This is a genomic window from Paractinoplanes maris (assembly GCF_023544465.1).
In the GTDB taxonomy this organism is placed as follows: domain Bacteria; phylum Actinomycetota; class Actinomycetes; order Mycobacteriales; family Micromonosporaceae; genus Actinoplanes; species Actinoplanes maris.
Genome location: NZ_JALPVL010000010.1, coordinates 16,710 through 37,536 on the forward strand (window position 1 = coordinate 16,710; position 20,827 = coordinate 37,536).

The 20,827-nt window shown below is 71.9% G+C and carries 20 protein-coding genes; 8 read left to right on the forward strand and 12 right to left on the reverse strand.

Annotated features, from left to right (window positions below; genetic code table 11):
* Both uxaC and NAG42_RS27545 read left to right on the forward strand, forming a co-directional pair.
* On the forward strand, positions 1 to 1,398 hold the full coding sequence (uxaC, locus tag NAG42_RS27540) for a glucuronate isomerase (RefSeq protein WP_250034588.1): 1,398 nt from the start codon (positions 1 to 3) through the stop codon (positions 1,396 to 1,398).
* The gene (locus tag NAG42_RS27545; protein WP_250034590.1) at positions 1,395 to 2,627 is read left to right on the forward strand and encodes a mannitol dehydrogenase family protein; all 1,233 of its coding nucleotides are present in this window, start codon (positions 1,395 to 1,397) and stop codon (positions 2,625 to 2,627) included. The genes uxaC and NAG42_RS27545 overlap by 4 nt, the downstream gene beginning before the upstream one ends.
* Here NAG42_RS27545 and larC read toward each other — a convergent pair.
* The 5 genes from larC to NAG42_RS27570 form a co-directional block, all read right to left on the reverse strand.
* The gene (gene larC, locus NAG42_RS27550) at positions 2,601 to 4,205 is read right to left on the reverse strand and encodes a nickel pincer cofactor biosynthesis protein LarC (RefSeq protein WP_308201198.1); all 1,605 of its coding nucleotides are present in this window, start codon (positions 4,203 to 4,205) and stop codon (positions 2,601 to 2,603) included. The two genes, NAG42_RS27545 and larC, sit on opposite strands and share 27 nt — an antisense overlap.
* Complete coding sequence (gene larB / locus NAG42_RS27555) at positions 4,202 to 5,287, reverse strand: nickel pincer cofactor biosynthesis protein LarB (protein ID WP_250034593.1); 1,086 nt, start codon at positions 5,285 to 5,287, stop codon at positions 4,202 to 4,204. The genes larC and larB overlap by 4 nt, the downstream gene beginning before the upstream one ends.
* An 8-nt stretch (positions 5,288 to 5,295) precedes the next feature.
* Entirely contained in the window at positions 5,296 to 6,165 is an 870-nt protein-coding gene (larE, locus tag NAG42_RS27560; protein ID WP_250034595.1) for an ATP-dependent sacrificial sulfur transferase LarE, read from the reverse strand.
* Between the two features lie 91 nt (positions 6,166 to 6,256).
* Positions 6,257 to 7,894, reverse strand: a complete 1,638-nt coding sequence (locus NAG42_RS27565; RefSeq protein WP_250034597.1) for a fatty acyl-AMP ligase — start codon at positions 7,892 to 7,894, stop codon at positions 6,257 to 6,259.
* Between the two features lie 166 nt (positions 7,895 to 8,060).
* The gene (locus NAG42_RS27570) at positions 8,061 to 8,924 is read right to left on the reverse strand and encodes an SDR family NAD(P)-dependent oxidoreductase (RefSeq protein ID WP_250034599.1); all 864 of its coding nucleotides are present in this window, start codon (positions 8,922 to 8,924) and stop codon (positions 8,061 to 8,063) included.
* A 60-nt stretch (positions 8,925 to 8,984) separates the two neighbouring features.
* Between NAG42_RS27570 and NAG42_RS27575 the strand changes: the two genes are divergently transcribed.
* Positions 8,985 to 9,629: a TetR/AcrR family transcriptional regulator gene (locus tag NAG42_RS27575; RefSeq protein ID WP_250035094.1), complete on the forward strand. Its 645-nt coding sequence runs from the start codon at positions 8,985 to 8,987 to the stop codon at positions 9,627 to 9,629.
* On the opposite strand, the gene NAG42_RS27580 is transcribed toward NAG42_RS27575, so the two are convergent.
* Positions 9,604 to 9,975 (reverse strand): hypothetical protein, encoded by a 372-nt coding sequence (locus NAG42_RS27580; RefSeq protein WP_250034602.1) that lies wholly within the window; start codon positions 9,973 to 9,975, stop codon positions 9,604 to 9,606. The genes NAG42_RS27575 and NAG42_RS27580 overlap by 26 nt on opposite strands.
* 260 nt (positions 9,976 to 10,235) lie before the next feature.
* On the opposite strand from NAG42_RS27580, the gene NAG42_RS27585 reads away from it, so the two are divergent.
* Entirely contained in the window at positions 10,236 to 10,655 is a 420-nt protein-coding gene (locus tag NAG42_RS27585; RefSeq protein WP_250034604.1) for a metalloregulator ArsR/SmtB family transcription factor, read from the forward strand.
* Positions 10,656 to 10,746: 91 nt separating this feature from the next.
* Entirely contained in the window at positions 10,747 to 11,550 is an 804-nt protein-coding gene (locus NAG42_RS27590; RefSeq protein ID WP_250034605.1) for an SDR family oxidoreductase, read from the forward strand.
* Here NAG42_RS27590 and NAG42_RS44415 read toward each other — a convergent pair.
* The 6 genes from NAG42_RS44415 to NAG42_RS27615 form a co-directional block, all read right to left on the reverse strand.
* The gene (locus NAG42_RS44415) at positions 11,519 to 11,869 is read right to left on the reverse strand and encodes an EAL domain-containing protein (RefSeq protein ID WP_308201204.1); all 351 of its coding nucleotides are present in this window, start codon (positions 11,867 to 11,869) and stop codon (positions 11,519 to 11,521) included. The genes NAG42_RS27590 and NAG42_RS44415 overlap by 32 nt on opposite strands.
* The gene (locus NAG42_RS27595) at positions 11,758 to 12,657 is read right to left on the reverse strand and encodes an EAL domain-containing protein (protein ID WP_308201199.1); all 900 of its coding nucleotides are present in this window, start codon (positions 12,655 to 12,657) and stop codon (positions 11,758 to 11,760) included. Before NAG42_RS27595 ends, NAG42_RS44415 begins: the two co-directional genes overlap by 112 nt.
* A gap of 3 nt (positions 12,658 to 12,660) precedes the next feature.
* Positions 12,661 to 12,960: a GGDEF domain-containing protein gene (locus NAG42_RS27600; RefSeq protein ID WP_250034607.1), complete on the reverse strand. Its 300-nt coding sequence runs from the start codon at positions 12,958 to 12,960 to the stop codon at positions 12,661 to 12,663.
* On the reverse strand, positions 12,954 to 13,514 hold the full coding sequence (locus NAG42_RS27605) for a hypothetical protein (protein WP_250034609.1): 561 nt from the start codon (positions 13,512 to 13,514) through the stop codon (positions 12,954 to 12,956). The genes NAG42_RS27600 and NAG42_RS27605 overlap by 7 nt, the downstream gene beginning before the upstream one ends.
* A gap of 267 nt (positions 13,515 to 13,781) precedes the next feature.
* The gene (locus tag NAG42_RS27610) at positions 13,782 to 14,525 is read right to left on the reverse strand and encodes a copper homeostasis protein CutC (RefSeq protein ID WP_250034611.1); all 744 of its coding nucleotides are present in this window, start codon (positions 14,523 to 14,525) and stop codon (positions 13,782 to 13,784) included.
* A gap of 1,731 nt (positions 14,526 to 16,256) precedes the next feature.
* Positions 16,257 to 17,594 (reverse strand): HNH endonuclease signature motif containing protein, encoded by a 1,338-nt coding sequence (locus NAG42_RS27615; protein WP_250034612.1) that lies wholly within the window; start codon positions 17,592 to 17,594, stop codon positions 16,257 to 16,259.
* 600 nt (positions 17,595 to 18,194) lie between these two features.
* On the opposite strand from NAG42_RS27615, the gene NAG42_RS27620 reads away from it, so the two are divergent.
* From NAG42_RS27620 to NAG42_RS27630, 3 genes are read left to right on the forward strand one after another with little or no spacing between them, the layout of a single operon-like run.
* Positions 18,195 to 18,677 (forward strand): GNAT family N-acetyltransferase, encoded by a 483-nt coding sequence (locus NAG42_RS27620; protein WP_250034614.1) that lies wholly within the window; start codon positions 18,195 to 18,197, stop codon positions 18,675 to 18,677.
* 29 nt (positions 18,678 to 18,706) lie between these two features.
* A complete protein-coding gene (locus tag NAG42_RS27625) occupies positions 18,707 to 20,080 on the forward strand; it encodes a UTP--glucose-1-phosphate uridylyltransferase (protein WP_250034616.1) in 1,374 nt (457 codons plus the stop codon).
* Positions 20,077 to 20,823, forward strand: coding sequence for an Mrp/NBP35 family ATP-binding protein (locus NAG42_RS27630; protein ID WP_250034617.1), 747 nt, complete (start codon positions 20,077 to 20,079; stop codon positions 20,821 to 20,823). Before NAG42_RS27625 ends, NAG42_RS27630 begins: the two co-directional genes overlap by 4 nt.
* Positions 20,824 to 20,827: the final 4 nt, after the last annotated feature.

The window sequence follows — 20,827 nt, forward strand, 5'->3', positions numbered from 1 at the left end:
ATGGCTGCCCTCACGTTGCACCCCGATCGGCTGTTGCCCGCCGAACCAGGCCTACGATCGATCGCCCGCCGCCTCTACCAGGAGGTCCGCGAGCTGCCGATCATCAGTCCGCACGGGCACGTGGATCCGCGCCTCATCCTGGACGACACCCCGTTCGTCGACCCGACCTCGCTGTTCATCCAGCCCGACCACTACGTGACGCGGCTGCTGCACGCCGGCGGGATCCCGCTGAGCGACCTGGGCGTGGGGGAGGGGCCGCTTCCCGAGACGCGGGCGCGGGAGGCGTGGCGGCTGTTCTGTGCGAACTGGTCGCTGCTGCGCGGGACCCCCGTACGGTATTGGTTCGAGTCCTCGCTGTCGGAGGTCTTCGGCGTCACCGAGCGGCCGTCGGCGCACAACGCCGACCAGCTCTACGACGCGATCCACGACAAGCTCGGCCAGGACGGCTTCCGGCCGCGCGCGTTGCTGTCCCGGTTCGACATCGCCTTCCTGGCCACGACCGACGACCCGGGCGACGACCTGGCCGCGCACCGCGCGCTGCGCGACGACGAGACCATCGCCACCCGGATCGCACCGACGTTCCGCCCCGATCGCTACCTCGAGGTGGGCCGCCCCGGCTGGGCCGGCATCGTCAAGGAGCTGGGCGGCGACGTGGGCGACTACGCCGGTTATCTCGCGGCGCTGGAGGAGCGGCGGCGCTACTTCATCTCGCTCGGCGCGGTGTCGGCCGACCACGGCCACTTCGACGCCGGTACGGAACCTCTGGAACCCGCCGAGGCCGAGCGCCTCTACCGTTCCGCGCTCGCCGGGACGGTCACGCCGCGCGAGGCCACCGCCTTCCGCCGGCACATGACCTTCGAGATGGCCCGCATGTCGTGCGACGACGGTCTCGTGATGACGCTGCACCCGGGCATCTGGCGCAACCATCACCCGGCCACCCTGGCCGCGTTCGGCGCCGACACCGGTCACGACATCCCGGTCGGACTGGAGCTGACCGCCGCGCTGCGGCCCCTGCTCGAACGGTTCGGCACCCACCCCAACCTGCACCTGGTGCTGTTCACCGTCGACCCCGACGTCTACAGCCGCGAGATCGCGCCGCTGGCCGGCTTCTATCCCGCCGTCTACGCCGGGGCGCCGTGGTGGTTCCTCGACAACCCGAGCGAGATCCGGCACTACCAGCACGCGGTCACCGAGATCGCCGGGTTCAGCCGGATGTCCGGCTTCATCGACGACACCCGCGCGTTCTGCTCGATCCCGGCCCGCCACGACATGTCCCGCCGCCTCGACGCCGGTTTCCTGGCCAGCCTGGTCGCCGAGCATCGCCTCGACGAGGACGAGGCCCTGGACACGCTGACCGCCCTGGTGGCCACCCAGCCGCGAGAGGTGTTCAAGCTGTGAGGCCGATCCGCGTCGTCCACCTGGGCCTGGGTGGCTTCTTCCGCGCCCATCAGGCCTGGTACACCGGCTTCGACCAGGAATGGGGCATCGCCGCCTTCACCGGGCGCTCGGCCGCCCTGGCCGAGACCCTGACCCGGCAGGAGGGCCGGTACACCCTGGTCGTCCGCGGTCCGTCGGACGACGACCGGCAGGTGCTGACGTCGGTGGTGGCCGCTTATCCGGGCAGCGACGCCCCGACGTGGCGTTCGCTGGTCGCCAGCCCGTCGGTCGCGGTCGTGACGATCACGATGACCGAGGCCGCCTACGCGCCCGAGGGGGTGGTGGCCGACCGTCTCGTCGCCGGGTTGTCCGCGCGGCGGCTGGCCGGTTCCGGCCCGATCGCCGTCGTCTCCTGCGACAACCTGCCCGGCAACGGCGAGGTCACCGCGCGCGTGGTGCACGAGCTGGCCGCCCGCCTCGACCCCGCGCTCGACGAGTGGATCACCGCGAACGTCTCCTTCGTGACCACGATGGTCGACCGCATCACCCCCCGGACAACCCCGTCCGACGTACGCGAGGTGAGCGAAGCCGGCGGCTGGCCCGACGCCGCGCCCGTGATCACCGAGCCCTTCACCGAGTGGATCCTGAGCGGTGACTTCCCGGTCGGCCGGCCGGAGTGGGAGCGGGGCGGTGCCCGCTTCGTCGACGACGTCGTCCCGCACGAGACGCGCAAACTGCTGCTGCTCAACGGCGGGCATTCCCTCCTCGCGTACGCCGGGAGCGCGCTCGGCCACGAGACGGTGGCCGAGGCCGTGGCCGACCCGGCCTGCCGCGGATGGCTCGACCAGTGGTGGGACGAGGCCTGCCGGCACGTGCCGCTGCCCGCCGGCGAGCTGACCGACTACCGCGCGGCGCTGCTCGACCGCTTCGCCAACCCGCGGATCCGCCACACGCTGGCCCAGATCGCCGCCGACGGCTCGCAGAAGCTGCCGATCCGCGTCGTACCCGTCCTGCGCGGCGAGCGCGCGGCCGGCCGCATGCCGGTCGGGGCGGCCCGCATCCTGGCCGCCTGGATCGACCACCTGCGCGGCGCCGGAGCCCCGGTCGCGGATGCGGGCGCCACCCCGTACGCGGAGAGGTCGGGCTCGGTCCGGGACGTCCTCGCCCTGCTGGCGCCCGACCTGGCCGACGACGCCGACCTGGTCACCGAGACGGAAGGACTGCTACGCGGGGCGGAGGTCGGCCGGTAGCGCGGCCCCCACGATCAAGCCGGCCCCGGTCGCCGCGGTCAGGGCATCCTGGAGCACGAGCCGTTCCGGCCTGTCCTGGCGGCGGGCCAGCGCGGCAACGTCCTCGAACTCCGGCATCACCTGCACCACGACGCCGTCCCGGTGCCCGACCTTGACCGCGATGCGGGTGTCGCCCACGGTGATGTCGGCGAACGCGCGCTCCAGGGCCACTTTCCCGAGCTCGGTGTGCCGGACGCCGAGCGTGCTGGTGTCGCGGAAGACCTGGTCGCGCAGCGCGGCGGCCAGCGTGGGCGGGCAGAGCACACTGAGCGTGTGCGCCGGCCGGCCCTTCTTCATCATGATCGGCACCAGCCAGGCGTCGGACGCGCCCCGGCGCAACAACCCGGCCAGGATCCCCGGCCACAGGCGCGGATCCAGGTCGTCCACGTTCGCTTCGAGCAGCACCGCCGACTCGGAGCGTTTCCGGGGTACGGCGGGAAAGCCGCCGCCCTCGGCCCGGGAGCTGCCGCCTTCGGCGGGTGAGCCGTTGCCGCCCGCGGCGGGAGAGCCGCCGCCCTCGGCGGGTGAGCTGCCGCCCTCGGCGGGTGAGCTGCCGCCCTCGGCGGGTGAGCTGCCACCCTCGGCGGGTGAGCTGCCGCCCTCGGCGGGTGAGCTGCCGCCCTCGGCGGGTGAGCTGCCGCCCTCGGCGGGTGAGCTGCCGCCCTCGGCGGGTGAGCTGCCGCCCTCGGCGGGTGAGCTGCCGCCTTCGGCGGGTGAGCCGCTGCCGCCCTCGGCGGGTGAGCCGCTACCGCCCTCGGCGGGTGAGCCGCTACCGCCCTCGGCGGGTGAGCCGCTACCGCCCACGGAGGGTGAGCCGCCGCCGCCCTCGGCGGTGCCGATCAGGACCCGTACGACATTGGCGTGCCCCGCCGGATTCCGGGTGCCCGCGCCGATGCCGACGGTGTCGAGCAGCATCGGCGGCAACGCCTCGCAGGCGTGGGCGAAGGTGCGCAGCAGCGCCAGCCCGGTCGGCGTGGCCAGCTCACCGTCACCACCGCCGGACACCCGCCACCCCTTGGCCAGCTCGGCCACCGCAGGCGCAGGAACCGGCAGCCGCCCGTGCCGGGCCCGCACGCTGCCCGACCCGAGCGCCACCGGCCCGGCCGACACGCCGGAGACGCTCAGGTCGGCCAGCGCCGCACAGCACCCCACCACGTCGGCGATCGCATCGAGCGCCCCGACCTCGTGGAAGTGCACGTCGTCGGCCGCGATGCCATGCACCCGCCCCTCAGCCTCGGCCAGCCGCCGGAACACGCCGGTCGCCGTGGCTCCGGCGTCACCGGCCCGGCCGAGCATCTCCCGCACGTCCCGCCACGTCCGATGCGGCGGATCGTCGGTAAGCGCCTCCACCTCGGCCTTGAGCGCCCGCAGCCCACCCCGCCTGACTTCCCGCGTACTCACCCGCACAGCCCCACCGGACACGGCATCCACCGCCGACTGCACCACCGCCAACGAGGCCCCCGCGTCCAGTAGCGCCCCCAGAAGCATGTCCCCGGCTACCCCCGCCGATGCATCGATCCAAACGTGCCGCCCCGTCACGCGTCGCCCGGCGCTGTGTCGCTGTGGCTCGCTCGAGGATGGTTGCCCCCCGGCGTTGTGTCGCTGTGGATTGCTCGAGGATGGTTGCCCCCCGGCGTTGTGTCGCTGTGGATTGCTCGAGGATGGTTGCCCCCCGGCGTTGTGTCGCTGTGGATTGCTCGAGGATGGTTGCCCCCCGGCGTTGTGTCGCTGGGGTTCGGCTGCGGATGGTTGTCCGGCGTTGTGTCGCTGGGGTTCGGCTGCGGATGGTTGTCCGGCGTTGTGTCGCTGGGGTTCGGCTGCGGACGGTTGTTGCCCGGCGCTGTGTTGCCGGGGTTTTGCTGCGGATTGTTGTCGCCCGGCTCTGCGGTGCTGTGGCTCGGCGGCGCCGCGATCTGGGCGGCGAGATGCCCCGCTCCGTAGCCGTTGTCGATGTTGACCACGGCGACCCCCGGCGCGCAGGCGTTGAGCATCGTGAGCAGCGCGGCCAGCCCTTCGAAAGCCGCGCCATACCCCACCGAAGTCGGCACCGCGACCACCGGCGCCGAGATCAGCCCCGCCACCACCCCGGGCAGCGCGCCGTCCATCCCCGCCACCACCACGACCGCCCGAGCCTGCCGCAACATCTCGACATGCGCCAGCACCCGGTGCAGCCCCGCCACACCCACGTCCACGACCAGTTCGGTAGCCCGGCCCAGATACCGCGCGGTCAGCGCCGCCTCGCGGGCCACCGCCAGGTCGGACGTGCCGGCCGCCACCACGACCACCCGCCCGCCGGTCGGCTCAGGCGGCACCGGCGGCCAAGCCAGCAGCCCCGCCTCCACATCGTGAAACGCGTCCGGCAGCACCCCGAGCACCGCCGCCGCGTGTTCCTTCCCAGCCCGCGTGAACAGCGTCACCACCTCGGCCCGCTCCCGCATCGCCGCCGCGATCCCCGCCACCTGCTCCGGCGTCTTGCCCGCGCAGTAGACAGCCTCGGGATAGCCCCGGCGCCGCGCCCGATCCAAATCAAGATCCGCGTATGAAGCCAGATCCGGGCCGGCTCCGTCGCCCGCCGGCAAGTCGGGATCAGGCGTCTGCTGGTCCGGTCGGGTGTCGGTCATCGAGCGGCTCAGCCTTCACTTTCCGTTGGGCCGGGCGTGTCCCCGCCGACGAAAGCGCCCGTGAACGCCCCCGACTGAATCCCTGCCAGATCGAGTGTGACGAAGCGGAAACCCGCCTCCGTCACGGCCTGGACTACCCGATCACGCAACGGCTCACTCACCGCCCGCACCAGGTCTCCCGCCGGAAGCTCGATCCGCGCCACCTCGCCGTGATGGCGCACCCGCAGATCACCGAAGCCGAGCCCCCGCAGCGCCGCCTCGGCCCTCTCCACCTGGCTGAGCTTACGAGGGCTGACGATCTGGAAGTGCGGAATGCGCGACGCCAGGCACGGCGCCGCCGGCTTGTCGGCACACGGCAGCTCGAAGACCCGCGCGATCCGCCGTACGGCCGCCTTGTCCAGCCCCGCCGCGGCCAACGGACTCAGAACCCGGTGCTCAGCCGCCGCCCGCGCACCCGGCCGATCCAGCCGGCGCACGTCATCGGCGTTCTCCCCGTACGCCACCGCGTCCAGCCGCTGCGCCACCACCACCTCGGCCCCGATCCGCGTGAACAGCTCGTCCTTGCAGTGGAAGCACCGGTCGGGCCCGTTCGCCCGGTACGCGTCCCGCTCACCCTCGAACGTCTCGACCTCGACGACCGGCACCCCGATCACCCTCGCCACCTGGTGCGCCGCGCCCCGCTCGTCGGCCGCCAAGCTCGGCGACACCCCGAGGATCGCCACCACCCGCCCGGCCCCGAGCGCCCGCTCCGCCAGCGCCAGCAACACGGACGAGTCGACCCCACCCGAATACGCCACCCCCAGCCGCTCGACCCCGCGCAGTTGCTCCGCCACATGGGCTGTCGCCCGCGCAGCCTCGTCGCTATCCGGTGATGTCACCCCGCAATTGCACGCCGCCGCCCCCGCCCGCTGGCAAGCGGTTGCCATTTGTTGCGGTGACCGCCAAGTCGGACGCACCACCACCCGCTCCTCAGGCGCTCTCCAACAGCTGACGAGCCGCCGCCCGCCGGAGCTTGCCCGACGGCGTCTTCGGCAACGACCCCGGCGGCAGCACGCGAACCACCGTGGGCCGCGCGTCGACCTCGGCGACCACCCGGCTGGTCACCTCGCGGGCGATCTGCGCCGCCGCCGTCTCGTCACCCGCCTGGCGCGACTCGGCCAGCACCGCGAACGACTCCCGTCCCACACCGGCCGGCAGCCGGACGGCGACCACGTTCCCCTCGCGCACACCCGGAACGGCCCCTGCGGCCCGCTCGATGTCGGTCGGATAGATGTTGCGACCGCCCATGATGATCACGTCCTTGCGCCGCCCGCACACCACGATCTGCCCGTCAGCCACGTAGCCCTCGTCCCCGATGTCGAGCCAGCCCTCCGCGTCGCCGGCCGGCTCCCACCCGCCCGGCGTCAGGTAGCCGTCGGTCACCGACTCGCCGCGCAACTGCAGACGCCCCACCTGGCGGTCACCGAGCGGCTTGCCGTCGTCATCGACCACCCGCACCTCGACACTCGGAAAGGGCCGGCCCAGCAACGGAATCTCCCGCACCGCCTCCCCGGAAGCGTCAGCCGGCACCGCCCGGTTGTCCCGCTCCAGCGCGACCGCGTCCACCCGGTCGAGCATCATCGGGTCGGCCACCCCGGACATCGAGATGACCAGCGTGCTCTCGGCCGCGCCGTAACAGCAGTTGACCGCACCCGGATCGAACCCGAACCGCGCCGCCACCTCGACGAACGCGCGCATGGTGGCCGGGTCGATCGGCTCCGCCCCGTTGCAGGCCACGCGCAACTTCGACAGGTCGAGCTCCCCCGGCGACACCCGCGCGAGCACGCGGGTCAGCACGGCCCACGCGAAGTTGGGCGCCGTAGTGATCGTGCCCCCATGGCGGCTCAGCAGCTCGGCCCACAGCAGCGGCCGCCCCAGGAAGTCGCCCGGCGTCACGCTGACCAGCTCGAGCCCGCTGATCATGGGCAGCGCCAGACACCCGATCATCCCCATGTCGTGGAACATCGGCAGCCACGACACCATGACGCCGTCCTCGCCGCAGCCGAGGTGCTCACTCGAGTCGCGCAGGTTGGCGTACAGATTGCGGTGGGTGATGCGCACGGCCTTGGGCTCGGCCGTCGAGCCGCTGGTGAGCTGCAGCAGAGCCGGCCCGTCCTCATCGGCGTCCACCGGCTCGATCTCCGCCCCGGCGCTGAGATCATCGGGGGAGAAGTGCCTTATCCCGTACGCGTCGAGGGCGGCCGCCATCTGCTCGAAGGGCGCACCGACCACCACCGACTGCGCATCGATCATCCGCAGCACGCGCAGAGTGTCGTCGCGCCACACCGCCAGGTCGGTGCGCGGGGTGGGCTGGTGCAACATCGTGATGCTGCCGCCCGCGAGCCACACACCCTGCGCCACCGGGGCGATCTCGGCCGGCATCCCGGCCAGCACCGCCACCGCCTGACCCGGCCGCAGCCCGCCGGCGACCAGCCCGCCGGCGATGCGCCGGGCCTGCTGATGCAGCTCCGTCCACGTGCGACGGACGGGCTGCCCGGGCTCGCCGGTCACCATGCCCGTGCGGGCTCGGGCGGCGTTGACGATGACACCTTCGACGAAGCGGCTCACGCGAAGCACGCTACGCGGAACGCCCCAAGATCGCGGGACTCGCGGTCGGGCCTGTGGATAACCACCCGAACGCCTCGGCGGCGTGACGAATGCTGTGGACAACCGGCCCGGCCGCGAGCCGGGAAGTGCCATGCTCCACGACATGCCACGACCAACCGTCTCGAGATCAGTCCTGCGGATAGGCGGCCGGATACGCCTCGGCGAAGTCGGCGGACCGGCCGACCGCCGCCCACTCCTCCACCTCGGCGATCTGCTTGCCGGCGTGGCTCCGCGCCATCTCGACCGCGTTCACCCCGATGGGCAGGTGCGAGGGCAGGTGCCGCCGGTGGACCACCTCGACGAGGATCTCGCCGGCGCGAGCCGGATCGCCCGCCACCAGGTTCTCGGCCCGGCCACCCATGCCGCCGGCGACCGCGCCGACCGTCGCCGCGTATTCCTCGGCGATGTCGTGGACGTCCATCGACGAGCCGGCCCAGTCGGTCGCGAAGCCGCTCGGCTCCACCACGAGCGTCCGGATCCCCAGGGGTGCGACCTCGGCCGCCAGCACCCGGGTGAAGCCGTCGACCGCGAACTTGGCCGCCTGATACGAGCCGAGACCCGGGGTGCCGCCGACGCGCCCGCCGATCGACGAGAACTGCACGATCGTGCCCGAGCCCTGCTTCTTGAGCACCGGCAGCGCTGCGCGCGTCACGTGATAGACGCCCCAGAAGTTGGTGTCGAACTGGCGCCGGAAGTCGTCCTCGCCGGTCGTCTCGATCGCCCCGATGTTGGCGTACCCGGCGTTGTTGACAACCACGTCGATGCGCCCGAATCGCGCGACGGCCTGCTCGACCGCCGCCCGGGCGGCGTCCCGGTCGGTCACGTCAAGAGCAACGGGCAGCACCCGGTCCCCGTACGCCTTCACAAGCTCGCTCAGATCGCCGGGCTGACGAGCCGTGGCGACGACCTGGTCGCCCGCGTCGAGGGCCGCACGAGCCAGAGCGGCGCCGAAGCCCCGGGAGGAGCCGGTGATGAACCATGTCTGTGTCATGCACTTAGTGAAACTCGGTTTTGTTAATACCGCAACCGTGTTGTGTAAGGTGAGGCCGTGATGTCCGCTACCCCGCGACGCGCCCGTAGTGCCGAAGCCAAGCAGGAACGTGAGCGCGCCATTCTCGAGGCCGCCCGCACGCTGGCGACCGCCCGCAGCGTGCGCGAAGTGACTCTGACCGACGTGGCCGCCGAGGTCGGGATGCACAAGTCGGCGATGCTGCGCTACTTCGAGACGCGCGAGCAGATCTTCCTGGCGCTGACCGCCGAATGCTGGCGGGACTGGACAGCCGACATCCGCGCTTCGTGGGACACCGCCCCGCCCGAGGTGGTGCTCGCCCGCTCGTTCGCCTCCCGGCCGCTCTTCTGCGACCTGCTGGCCCACACCCCCCTCAACCTCGAGCGCAACGTCTCGTTCGAAACCGTCCACGCCTACAAGCTGACGTCGCTGGCCGCGGTGCGGGTGGTCGCCGGCGATCTGAGCCGCCTTCTCGGCGTGAGCGACCAGCAGGCGTACGACCTGGTGGCGACCGCGGCCGGCCTGGCTGGGGCGCTGTGGCAGATGGCCGCGCCCGGCACCCGGCTGCGGGAGTTCTATGAGTCGGAGCCCGATCTCGCCCACGCGATCGTCGACGTCGAGCCCCGGTTGATCCGCGTCCTCGGCGCGATGGTCGCCGGCTTCAGATCTCCAACTGCTGCTCGATGACCCGCAGGCGGTGCCGCGCCATCGCCAGGTTGGCGCGCTCCCGCTGCAAAGCCAGATAGAGGAAGAGGCCGCCGCCGTCGGGCGCGGTGATCGGCCGAATCAGGTGGTATTGCGAGTCGAGGGTCACCAGGATGTCCTCGACCTTCTCCCGGAGGCCCAGCATTTCCAGCGTGCGGTATTTCGCCCGGAGCACCTCGGTGTTCACGGCCGCCGCGACCGACACGTCGAAGCCGAATCCGCCGCCCGCCGTGGCGAGCGCCATTCCGCTGGTCCAGTCCACGATCGCCACCGCGAGCGCGCCGTCCAGTTGCAGCGCGTCCTTGAGTGCCACGTCCATCTCGGCCATTCGCCGTGTGCTCCTTCCGCAGGCCTTTCACCGGCCTTCCGTGGGCCTTCCGTGGGCCCGCACCCAGCATCGCCGGAAACGGTGATCGTCGATCGGACAGAGTGTCCGTCAGCGCCCCGGCACCCGGTTCGAAAATTAATCTGTCCGGGCCGCCAATTGAAGAGTTCTGCAATGCAGCAGGTTCCGAATTGCACATTGGTGTGGCAAGTCACTCGCCCCCTAATGTGGTCGCCACGCATTTCCAGGTGGGGGAGACGTCGATGTCAGTGCCGCTCTACCAGGCAAAGGCCGAGTTGTTCCGCACCCTGGGCCACCCGGTCCGCATCCGCGTACTCGAGCTGCTCCAGGCGGGCCCCCGCCCCGTCCGCGACCTGCTGGCCAACATCGACGTGGAACCGTCCAGCCTCTCCCAGCAGTTGGCCGTCCTTCGCCGCACCGGAGTGGTCGTCTCGTTCCGCGACCACGGCCTGGTCATGTATGCCCTGAGCACCCCCGACGTGGCCGACCTGCTGGCCGCCGGCCGCCGCATCCTGGGCGCCGTCCTCACCGACCGGGACGGCCTGCTGGCCGAACTACGCGGCCACTCACCCGCCGAACAGCCCGCCGGTCAGCCCGCCGGCCAGTCCGCCGGTCAGCCCGCCGGCCAGTCCGCCGGTCAGCCCGCCAGCCCCGTTCGCTGACCCGCCTCGCCCGGCGGCGTCCGGCCGTCCCGGGCAGTTAGGCCGCACGTCGATCAACCGGATCACCGCCGGCACCCGATAGGGTGCATCGATGCATCGCACCGCGTTGGTCACCGGCGCCTCGTCCGGCATCGGTCTGGCGACGGCGACCGCGCTGGCCGCCCGCGGCTACCGGGTCCTGGGGACGAGCCGTCACCCCGAATCCCTCGCCCCGCATCAGAAAGCCGCCGGCGTCGACTACCTGCCGCTCGACCTGACCGAGCCCGACTCCATCGAAGCCCTGGCCGAGCAGGTGCGGACGGTCGACATCCTGGTCAACAACGCCGGCGAGAGCCAGAGCGGACCGTTCGAGGAGCTGCCGCCCGACGCTCTGCGCCGCATCTTCCAGCTCAACGTCCTGGGACCCGTACGGCTGACGCAGTTGACCCTGCCCGGCATGCGCGAGCGGGGCTACGGCCGGGTGGTGATGGTCGGCTCGATGCTCGCGTCGTTCCCGCTGGCCTACCGCTCGTCGTACGTCGCCACCAAGGCCGCCCTCAAGGGCTTCAGCAACGGCGCCCGGCACGAGTTCTCCCCGTACGGCGTCTGGCTGACCACCGTGGAGCCCGGCGCGATCAGCACCGGCCTCAGCGAGCGCCGCACCAGCTACATCGAGCCCGGTTCGCCGCACCGCGCGGACTACGAGCGCATGCTGGCCGCCCTCAACCGCAACGAGGCGGCCGGCGTCTCCGCCGAGCGGGTCGCCGCCACCATCGTCGCCGCCATCGAGAAGGACAAACCCCGTCAGCGTTACGCCGTGGGCAGCAACGCCGCGCTCGTCTTCCCCGCGCGGCGCTTGCTACCGGTCTGGCTGGCCGAGAAATTCACCCACCGCCGCCACGACCTGGCGCGCTGACCAGTTCCAGCTCGCGCGCCGGCTTGGCGTAGTAGTAGCCCTGGCCGTAGTGGTAGCCGAGCGCGCGCAGATAGGCGGCCTGCTCGGCGGTCTCGATGCCTTCGGCGACCGCGTGCAGGCCGAGACCGTTGCTGACGTGGATGAGCACGTCGACGATGACGGCGCGACCGCCTTCGGAGATCTCGTCGACGAACGACTTGCCGACCTTCAGGACGTCGACCGGCACGGTGCGCAGCAGGCCGAGTGACGAGTGGCCGGTGCCGAAGTCGTCGAGCGCGATGAGTACGCCCGCGCGGTGCAGTGCCTCGACGGCCTCGATGGCGACGCCCCGCCGAAGATCGCGATCTCGGTGACCTTGATGAGCAGGGCTCGCGGCTCCAGGCCGTTCTCGTCGAGGATGCGGCATACCACCTCGGCGAAGTCCGGCTCGCTGAGCTGGCGAGCCGAGACGTTGACGCTGACGTAGCACGGCGCCGCGTCGCCCAGTTCGCTCCGCCAGGCGGCGAGCTTGGCGCAAGCCGCGCGCATCACCCACTCGCCGAGCTCGACGATGAGGCCGTTGTCCTCGGCGATGGGGATGAAGGCGGCCGGGCTGACGAAGCCGCGTACCGGATGGATCCAGCGCACCAGGGCTTCGACAGCGATCGTACGGCCGTCGTGCAGCTCGACGATCGGCTGGTAGACGTGGAAGTCACCGTCCTCGAGGCTGTGCCGCAGGTCCGCGCCGAGTCGTTCGGCCGCTTCGGCGCGCTCGTCGAGCTCGATGCTGTAGATCACCAGGTGCCCGCCGGAGGCCTTGGCGGCGTAGCGGGCGGTGTCGGCCCGCCGGACGAGCTCGGCCGCCGTCACGCCGGTTCCGGCGGAGACGCCGGGGCGGGCGCTGAGCAACAGCTCGTGTTCGCCGGCGTGCACCGGGCCGCGAACGATCTCCGCGATGCGGGCGGCGACGGCGGCGGCCTCGCCCGGGTCGGTGTCGCGCACGCAGACGGCGAACTCGTCGGCGCCCATCCGCGCTACCAGGTCGTGGTCGCGGACGCTGTCGCGCAGCAACGCGGCCACCGCGGTCAGCGCCTGATCACCGGCGCCGCGGCCGAGCCGGTCGTTCACGTGTTAGAAGCCGGCCAGATCCAGCATCACAACCTGGCACGGCCCGTCCGCCGCGGCCCGGGCGGCCAGCCGCTCGAACTGGCGGCGGTTGGGCAATCCGGTCAGGTCGTCGCGCTCGGCCTGCTCACGCAGCTGGCCGGCCTGATCGTCGACCCGCGCGATGTACCCGGACAACCGGGTGGCGACGAGCACGAACAACGCCATCGAGCCGAACGCCATGGTCAGCCACCGGTCGTGCCCCGCGCCGCTCTCACCCTGCACGAACATGATCGCCGGGACCAGCAGCATCGAACCGGTCAGCACCAGCAGCCGCGCCCGGCCGAGGCTGTCGCGCTGCGCCGCCGGCGGATGGGCCGCCGAGGGGTGCAGAGCAGCCGCGCCCCAGATGACGTAGGCCAGCAGGCAACTCGCGAACAGGATCGAACTGTACGGGCGGTCACCTCCGGCAGCAGCGTGCAGACGGCGTTGGAAACCAGGGTCAACGCGCTGCCCGCGGTCAGCAACCACAGGCTCGCGCTGCGGCGCCCGCGCTGCAGCAGCATCGGCACGATCACCGCGCACAGCAGCGCGCCCGCAGCCGGATAGCCGGCCGTGACCACCCGCACGAGCACCGGGCCCACACTCCGCAGAATCGGGTCGATCACCACCGCCCAGTACACGACGCCCACGGCGACGATCGCCGAGTCGGTGACCGAACCGGCCCGAATCCGCCCGCGTTGCCGCGTGAGCAGGAAAAACGCCGCAACCAGGAACGGATAGGCACTCAGATAGAAGGCATCGGCCCACGCCGGGTACGTCATGACACCGTTCAGGGACAGCCAGGCGAACACCAGATCGCCGCAGGACCAGGCGAGCACGCCGACCCCGAGCAATTATTAGGCGCCCGCGAACCGGGCCCGATGTCGACGGGCGCCGGCCGTCATGACCGCGCAGGACCCCACCGACACCAGCGAGGACAACCCGGCCGTCCACCAGTCGTGGGGCAACAGCGGGTGGATGACGGCCGCGACACTCCCGCAGACCAAAAACACGGCCCACCCGCGCAAGGACGGCGTTCTCGGCACAGTCGTCCTTCGGCCGCCGCCGCCCGGATTTGAGCCCGCTGCGGGATCAGGACAGCGCGATCAAGACAGCGCCGGCCGCCGCAGAGCCTCGATGATGCGCAGGGCCTCAGCCTCGTCGGTCGTCTCCCGCCCGGCGCCGTCGGCCGTACCCAGCGAGACGCCTACCGCGTCGAGAACCACTCGCTTGGCCGACGCGTGCACCGCCGGGACGCCGGTCTCCACGATCTTCTCGACCACGTCGGGCCGGACCCCGCCACCGGCCATGATCTCGATCCGCCCGGCGGCCGACTCCACCAGAGCGGCCAGCGCCGGCAACGCGTCGGCCACGTGCGCGGCCCCCGCCGACGTCAGGATCCGCCGCACCCCGAGCCGGACGAGTTCATCAATGCCCGCGTACGGGTCCGCAAGGTTGTCGAATGCCCGGTGAAACGTCACATCGGCCCCGTCGGCCGCCTCAACCACAGCGGCCACCAGCGAGGAGTCGACCTTCCCCGCCCGCAGACCGCCGACGACCACCCCCGCCGCACCGGCCGACAAGACATGACGTACGTCGGAAAGGATCACCGAGAGTTCAGCAGCCTCATACTCGAACCCGCCCGGCCGCGGCCGCACCAGCGCATGCACCGGCGGCATCCCCGCCGTGGCCACCGCCGCCTCGACAAACCCCAGCGAAGGCGTCACCCCACCCAGCGGCAACGCCGAACACAACTCGATCCGATCCACCGGAAGCCGAGCCGCCACAGCCAACCCGTGCGCATCCTGAACAGCCAGCTCAAAGGCAACCATCAGGCCGCGCTCTCCCATGCGTCTCGCCGATCACAGACCGAAGAAGTATCCCATCGACACCCACCCAGCCGCGCAGAGGCTCAAAGCCGTCCACATTCCGACCCCAGCACAGACCCGACCGCAGCACCGAGCCCGGGGCTGACGGCCGCTCTGACTCTGATGGAGGTACCGGGCTTGGTGGCCGTTCGGGGTCGGGTGGCCGTTCGGGGTCGGGTGGCCGTTCGGAGTCAGGTGGCCGTTCGGGGTCCGGTGGCTGTTCCGGGTCTGGTGGCCGTACCGAGCCTGCCGGCCGCCTGAGCCCGACGGCCGCGCCCGGCACGGCTGGGGCATGAGGCCTGACAGCGGCATTCGCATGGGGGCAGCGCCTGCCGCGGCGTTGGTCTGGGATTGCGGCAGGCAGAGCGGCGTCATTGGCTAGCAGCTGAGCTGTCCGATCGTTCCTGGCTCACCGGCGGCACTGATCGAGTGTTAACGGTGGGTTTGCGGTACTGGCCCAGTCGCTTAAACCGGCTCCGCCGCGCCGTCCGAGCTCGCTGGGCCGCGACATCGACTCGGAAGCTGCGCTGACTCGGGGGACCAGCTGGGTCCGTCGGCTCGTCCGCTCTGCTGGCCCGGCCGTTGCTGGCCCGGCTGTTCCGCTGGGTCGGCCCGGTACCACCCCCGCAGCGGCTTTGGCCTGGCCGCGCATTCGGGCCGGCGGTGGCACCGGCTGGCTCGGCCGCTGCGCTGGCTCGGCGCGGGACTGGCGCAGCGATTGTCCTGTCCGCTGCGCCGTCCTGTCCGCTGCGCCGTCCTGGCGGCTGCGCTGTCCTTGCCCCGGCACTGGCTCAAACCCGGCACTGAGTCGGCCCCGGCACTGGCTCGGCCCCGGCCCCGCCTTCGGCACTGGCTCGGCCCCGGCACGTGCTCAGGTCGGTCGCGGCCCCGAGGGGCAGCAGCGGGGCATCGGATTTGTGCCCTACTCCCCGCTCGGAGCCCGGCGCTTCGGCGCCGTCCGTGCTGTCGACGATCTCGACCTCACCCCTGGCCCCGGCCCCGGCCCCGGCTCGATTCCGGCCCCGGCTCAGCCGCTGCCCCGGCTCGGCCGCTGCCCCGGCTCGGCCGCTGCCCCGGCTCGGCCGCTGCTCTGGCTCGGCCGCTGCTCTGGCTCGGCCGCTGCTCTGGCTCGGTCGCTGCTCTGGCTCGGTCGCTGCTCTGGCTCGGTCGCTGCTCTGGCTCGGTCGCTGCTCTGGCTCGGTCGCTGCTCTGGCTCGGTCGCTGCTCTGGCTCGGTCGCTGCTCTGGCTCGGTCGCTGCTCTGGCTCGGTCGCTGCTCTGGCTCGGTCGCTGCACTGGCTCGGCCGCTGCACTGGCCGGGCGCGCGGCACTCGCCTGGTAGCGGCTTTGGCGTGGCTGCGCCTTCGGGACGGCGGTGGTGCTGGCTCGGCGGCACCAGCTCGGCTGCTGCGCTGGCTCGGCGGCGTGATCGGCTTGGCAGCGGCTCCCGTGGCCGGCTGCGGTACTGGCCTACCGCGTACGCGTCCCGGTGCCTTCGGCTGCGCTGTCGCGCCGCCCGCCGGGGCGGCGGGGTGCCCGCCCTCATCCAGGCCCCGTCAGCTCTGGGGCACTTGAGCACCGACAGCAAGGTCGCCGCTCGCGTTGCTCTGGGTTCCCAGCCGCTCCGGATAGGGGAGTCATTGACCTCTGCCGCAGTGGCTGGTGGCGTTGTGGTTGTGGGCCTCGTTCGGGCGGGGCCGTTAGTTAGTTGGAGCTATAAGCGCAGGTGGTAGAGGTTTTGGCGGGGGCGTTGCTGGGGGTCGACGTGGGGCGGGGGGATGAATTCTGGTGTCTCGTCGGGCCCCAGGTGGATGTGCCAGTCGGCGGCGGGGTCGTGGATGAGGCGGTGGTGGGTGCGGCAGAGCAGGACGAGGTTGTTCAGGGTGGTGGGTCCGCCGGTGGTCCAGGCGGTGATGTGGTGGGCGTCGGTCCAGCCGGGTGGGCGGTCGCAGTCGGGGAAGGCGCAGCCACGGTCACGTACCGCCAGGGCGCGTCGCAAGGGGGTGGTGGCCAGCCGGCGGGTGCGGCCGGCGTCCAGGATCTGCCCGGCGCCGCCGAGGACGTGGGGCAGGATCTGGGCGTCGCAGGCCAGGCGGCGGGCCGCCGCGGCGGACAAGCGCTCACCGGTGTCGGTGGTGGCGGTGCCCAAGGCGTGGGTGAGGGGGTCGTAGGCGACGGTGACCGACAGTTGGGCGGGCTGACCGCCGTGTTCCGGCAGCTCACCGGTCCGGAGGGCAAGGCGGCAGATGTCGACCAAGGCATCGGCGCGGCGTTGACCGGGTGTGCGGGCGTCGTCGGGGGTTGGACCGCACAAAGGGTGCAGGGCGGCGCGCACAGTTGCCGCGTCCTCGGCACCGAGGAATCCGGAGAGGCGGACCAGGCCGTCGACGGGCGCCGACAGATGTAGTTCGCGGCGGGTGTGGGCGCGGGCTTCCTGTCTTGCCAAGTAGGCCTGCTCGGCCCGAGTTCCCAGCTCCGGAGCGACGTGGGTCAGGATGCGGTCACCGACTCGGGTCAGCTGCGTGGCGGTCAGTCGGCCGGCCATGTCGATCAGCACTCGTTCGGCTTCTGCCTCGACGGCGCCCGCATCCATCGTTGCCCCGGCGGAAGTGTGTCCGCTCTCATCCTCATCGCCGGCGCAGTCGTCACCGGCTCGAACAGCGTCGAAGGTGCCTGCCTCGGCGGGGATGGACTCGACGGCAGCGGCGATTGCCGCGGCCTGACGCCAATTCATGCGGCCGTCGAGCACTGCCTGCTCCACCTCGGGCCGGCGGCCCACTGTGGCGGCGCTCGCGGTCAGCTCACGGGCCGGCCGGGCGTCGAGCAGCAGCATCGAACGTAGCCAGCCGGCTGGGCCGCGATGTCCTTGTCTCGCCGGCACGCCTCGAACCGTCGCTTGCCGCAGAAGCCTGGCCTGCAGGACGACGGCAGCCTGCTCGATACGATGCGCCGCTCGCAGCCAGGCAACCAGCTCGTCGTCGCTCAGCGGCCACAGCGGAGCCGCAGCGGACTTCGCCACGTCCTCACCCAACTGCTGCACCGCTGTCACCATGGCACCGATTATCGAACATACGTACGACAATTCTGGGAACCGCAGACGCCCGCGTTCGCCATGTGAAACCGCCCTACCGAAGCCGCCATGACGCGCCGGCCGGTGACGCGCCGACCTCGTCAGCCGACTCGCTCACCTGCGCTCCGGGCGTCGATCAGCTGCCGCCCCAAGGTTCGAACAGCTGCTCCGCCGGCCGTACACGAGTTGGCCGGCTGATCGCGCCGGCCGCTACTGCAGGAGCGGTGCGGGAACTGCGTCCGCCGGCGGCCTACTTGCCGGCCGCGTCCCGGACGTCACTCCGGCCGTGGCCGACAAGGTGTTGGGCCGCGCGCCGTGCCGCTGGAGCGGTTCGGGACTTCGGGCCGCCCGCCTGCCGTCGATCCGCCGGCCGCAACTCGGATGTCACTCCTGGATGGCGCCGGCCGGCTCAGCGGCTTGTCGGTCATGGTCACAGGGTTTCGGCCGTCCGGCTGAAAGCGCCGACCACCGACCTCTTCCCTGTCGGGCCGGCGGCCCAGCCCACCTGGCACCCGTCAGCCGCAGGTCACTCCCAGGGGCGGCTGCGGCGAAGCGCGCCAACCGCCCACTACGATGTCAATCATGATCCACTGGGCGCTTCGGCCGGCTTCGGCGGCGGATGTCGAGGCGGTGGCGGAGTTGCGGGCGGTGGTGTTGCGGGCGGATCTGGAGCGGCTCGGGCGGTATGACGAGTGGCGGGTCCGGCAGCGCCTGCGGGACGCCTACGAGCCGGCTCACAGCTGGATCGTCGAGGTCGGCGCCGCGTTCGCCGGCTCCGTCTCGCTGCGGCCCGCTGCCGACGGCCACTGGCTCGAGCACTTCTATCTGGCCCCGCACCTGCAGGGGCAGGGCATCGGCACCGCCGTACTGCGAGGTTTGCTCGATCGGTGCGACCGGGACCGTACGGTCGTTCGGTTGAATGTCCTGCGGGGCAGTCCGGCCCGGCGGCTGTACGAGCTGCACGGATTCACCCTGGAGACTGAGGACCCGGTCGACGTGTTCCTGGTGCGCGAGCCCCGAACCGGCATCGGTGGCATCCTCAGTCAGACAGGCTCATTGACGTAAGGCATCACGGGAACTTCGAAAGGGCTGACATGGATACGCCGGGATATGTCCGGGCGACGCTGGCGAAGGCGGAGCAGACCGGTGCGCACCCGGCCGAGCTGGCCGCGCTGCGCCGACGCCTCGAGCAGCTGGAGCAGCCGCGGGCCGGTCTGCTGCCGGGCGAGTCGCTGGAGCCGCTGACCGACGTCCCCGGGCTGGAGGAGCTGCCCGAGCCGTCGGCCGAGCGGGCTCGGGAGGTCCTCGAGCGGCTGGTCGTCGTCAAGCTGAACGGCGGGCTCGGCACGAGCATGGGTCTGACCGGGCCGAAGTCGTTGCTCGAGGTCAAGCGGGGGATGAGCTTCCTCGACGTCATCGCGACGCAGGTGCTGGCGGTCGGGAAGAGCTACGACGTCACGTTGCCGCTGCTGCTGATGAACTCGTCGGTCACCCGGGAGCCGTCGCTGGCCGTGCTGGACCGCTACGACGCGCTCCGCGACCAGAAGGTGCCGCGGGACTTCCTTCAGGGCCGGGAGCCCAAGCTGCGCACCGACGACCGGTTCCCGGTGGAGTGGCCGGCCGACCCGGAGCTGGAGTGGTGCCCGCCCGGGCACGGCGACCTCTACACGGCGCTGCTGGCCTCGGGAACGCTCGATCAGTTGCTGGCGGCCGGTCTGCGCTGGGCGTTCGTGTCGAACTCGGACAACCTGGGGGCGACCGTCGATCTGCGCATCGCCTCGTGGGTGGCGGCCGAGGGCGTCCCGTTCGCGATGGAGGTCGTCCGCGGTACGTCCGCCGACCGCAAGGGCGGGCACCTCGCCCGCTATCACGACCGGGTCGTGCTGCGGGAGACCGCGCAGGTGCCCGAGGGCGACGACTCGTTCACCGACGTCGAGCGCTGGCGGTTCTACAACACCAACAACCTGTGGATCGACCTGGAGGCCTTGCGGCGGCTGCAGGAGCAGGACCCGGCGGCGCCGGAGCTCCCGCTCATCGTCAACCACAAGACCGTCGACCCCAAAGACCCTTCCAGTACGCCGGTGATCCAGCTGGAGACGGCGATGGGCGCGGCCATCGGGTCGGTCGCCGGAGCCCGGCCGGTGCTGGTGCCCCGGACGCGGTTCGCGCCGGTCAAGACCACCGACGACCTGCTCGTGGTCCGGTCGGACGCCTATGAGCTCACCGACGACGGCCGGATGGCCCCCACCTTCGAGGGCCCCGGTCCGGTCGTGACCCTGGACCCCAAGCGCTTCCGGCTGATGCCCGACTTCGAGAAGCGGTTCCCGGCCGGGCCGCCGTCCCTGCGGCAGAGCACCCGGCTGCGGGTCGAGGGCGACGTCACCTTCGGGGCGAATGTCGTCGTCGAGGGCGACGTGCAGGTGACCGGTCCGCAGTCCGTTCCGGACGGTGAGGTGCTGCGGGGGTGAGCCCACAGGTGCCGATCGTGGCCGTGGCCAGCGGCAAGGGCGGCGTGGGCAAATCGAGCGTGGCGGTCGCGATCGGGCGGGAGCTGGCCCGCTCCGGGCGCCGGGCCGGCCTGGTCGACGCCGACATCGCCGGACCCGACATCCCGCGCATGCTCGGGATCCGCCGCGACGTGCCGGCCCGGTCGGTCACCTTGGCCAGCTGGACCCGCGACGGGCGCGGCGGGTCCGGACTGGAGGCGGTGGAGGTGGACGGGCTCAAGGTCGCGTCGGCCGGCTTCCTGATGGCCGGCGGGCAGGGGCTCGCCCTCGGGTCGGACCTCAGCGACCTCATGCTCGGCCGGCTCCTCAACCAGACGAACTGGGGCGACGTCGAGGTTCTGGTCGTGGATCTGCCGCCCGGCATCAGCTTCACGCAGCAGGGCGTGCTGTCCGGTGCCGGGCGGGTGGGGACGATCCTGGTCGTGACGCCGGCCGAGGTGTCCCACCTGGACACCGGCCGGGCGCTGAGCACGTTGCGCGAGGTGCGGACGCCGGTGCTGGGCGGCGTGGAGAACATGGCGTACTTCGAGTGCCCGTGCTGCGGCGAGAAGACCGACCTGCACACGCCCGCCCCGCACGACCGCACCATCTGGGCCACCGGCGTCGACCGTCTCGCGCGCCTGCCGTTCCGCCCCGACGCGGCGATCACCGGCGCCGACCTGGCTCCCGTCCTCCAGGCGGTGGCGGCGCACCTCGGGGCCTGAGCCG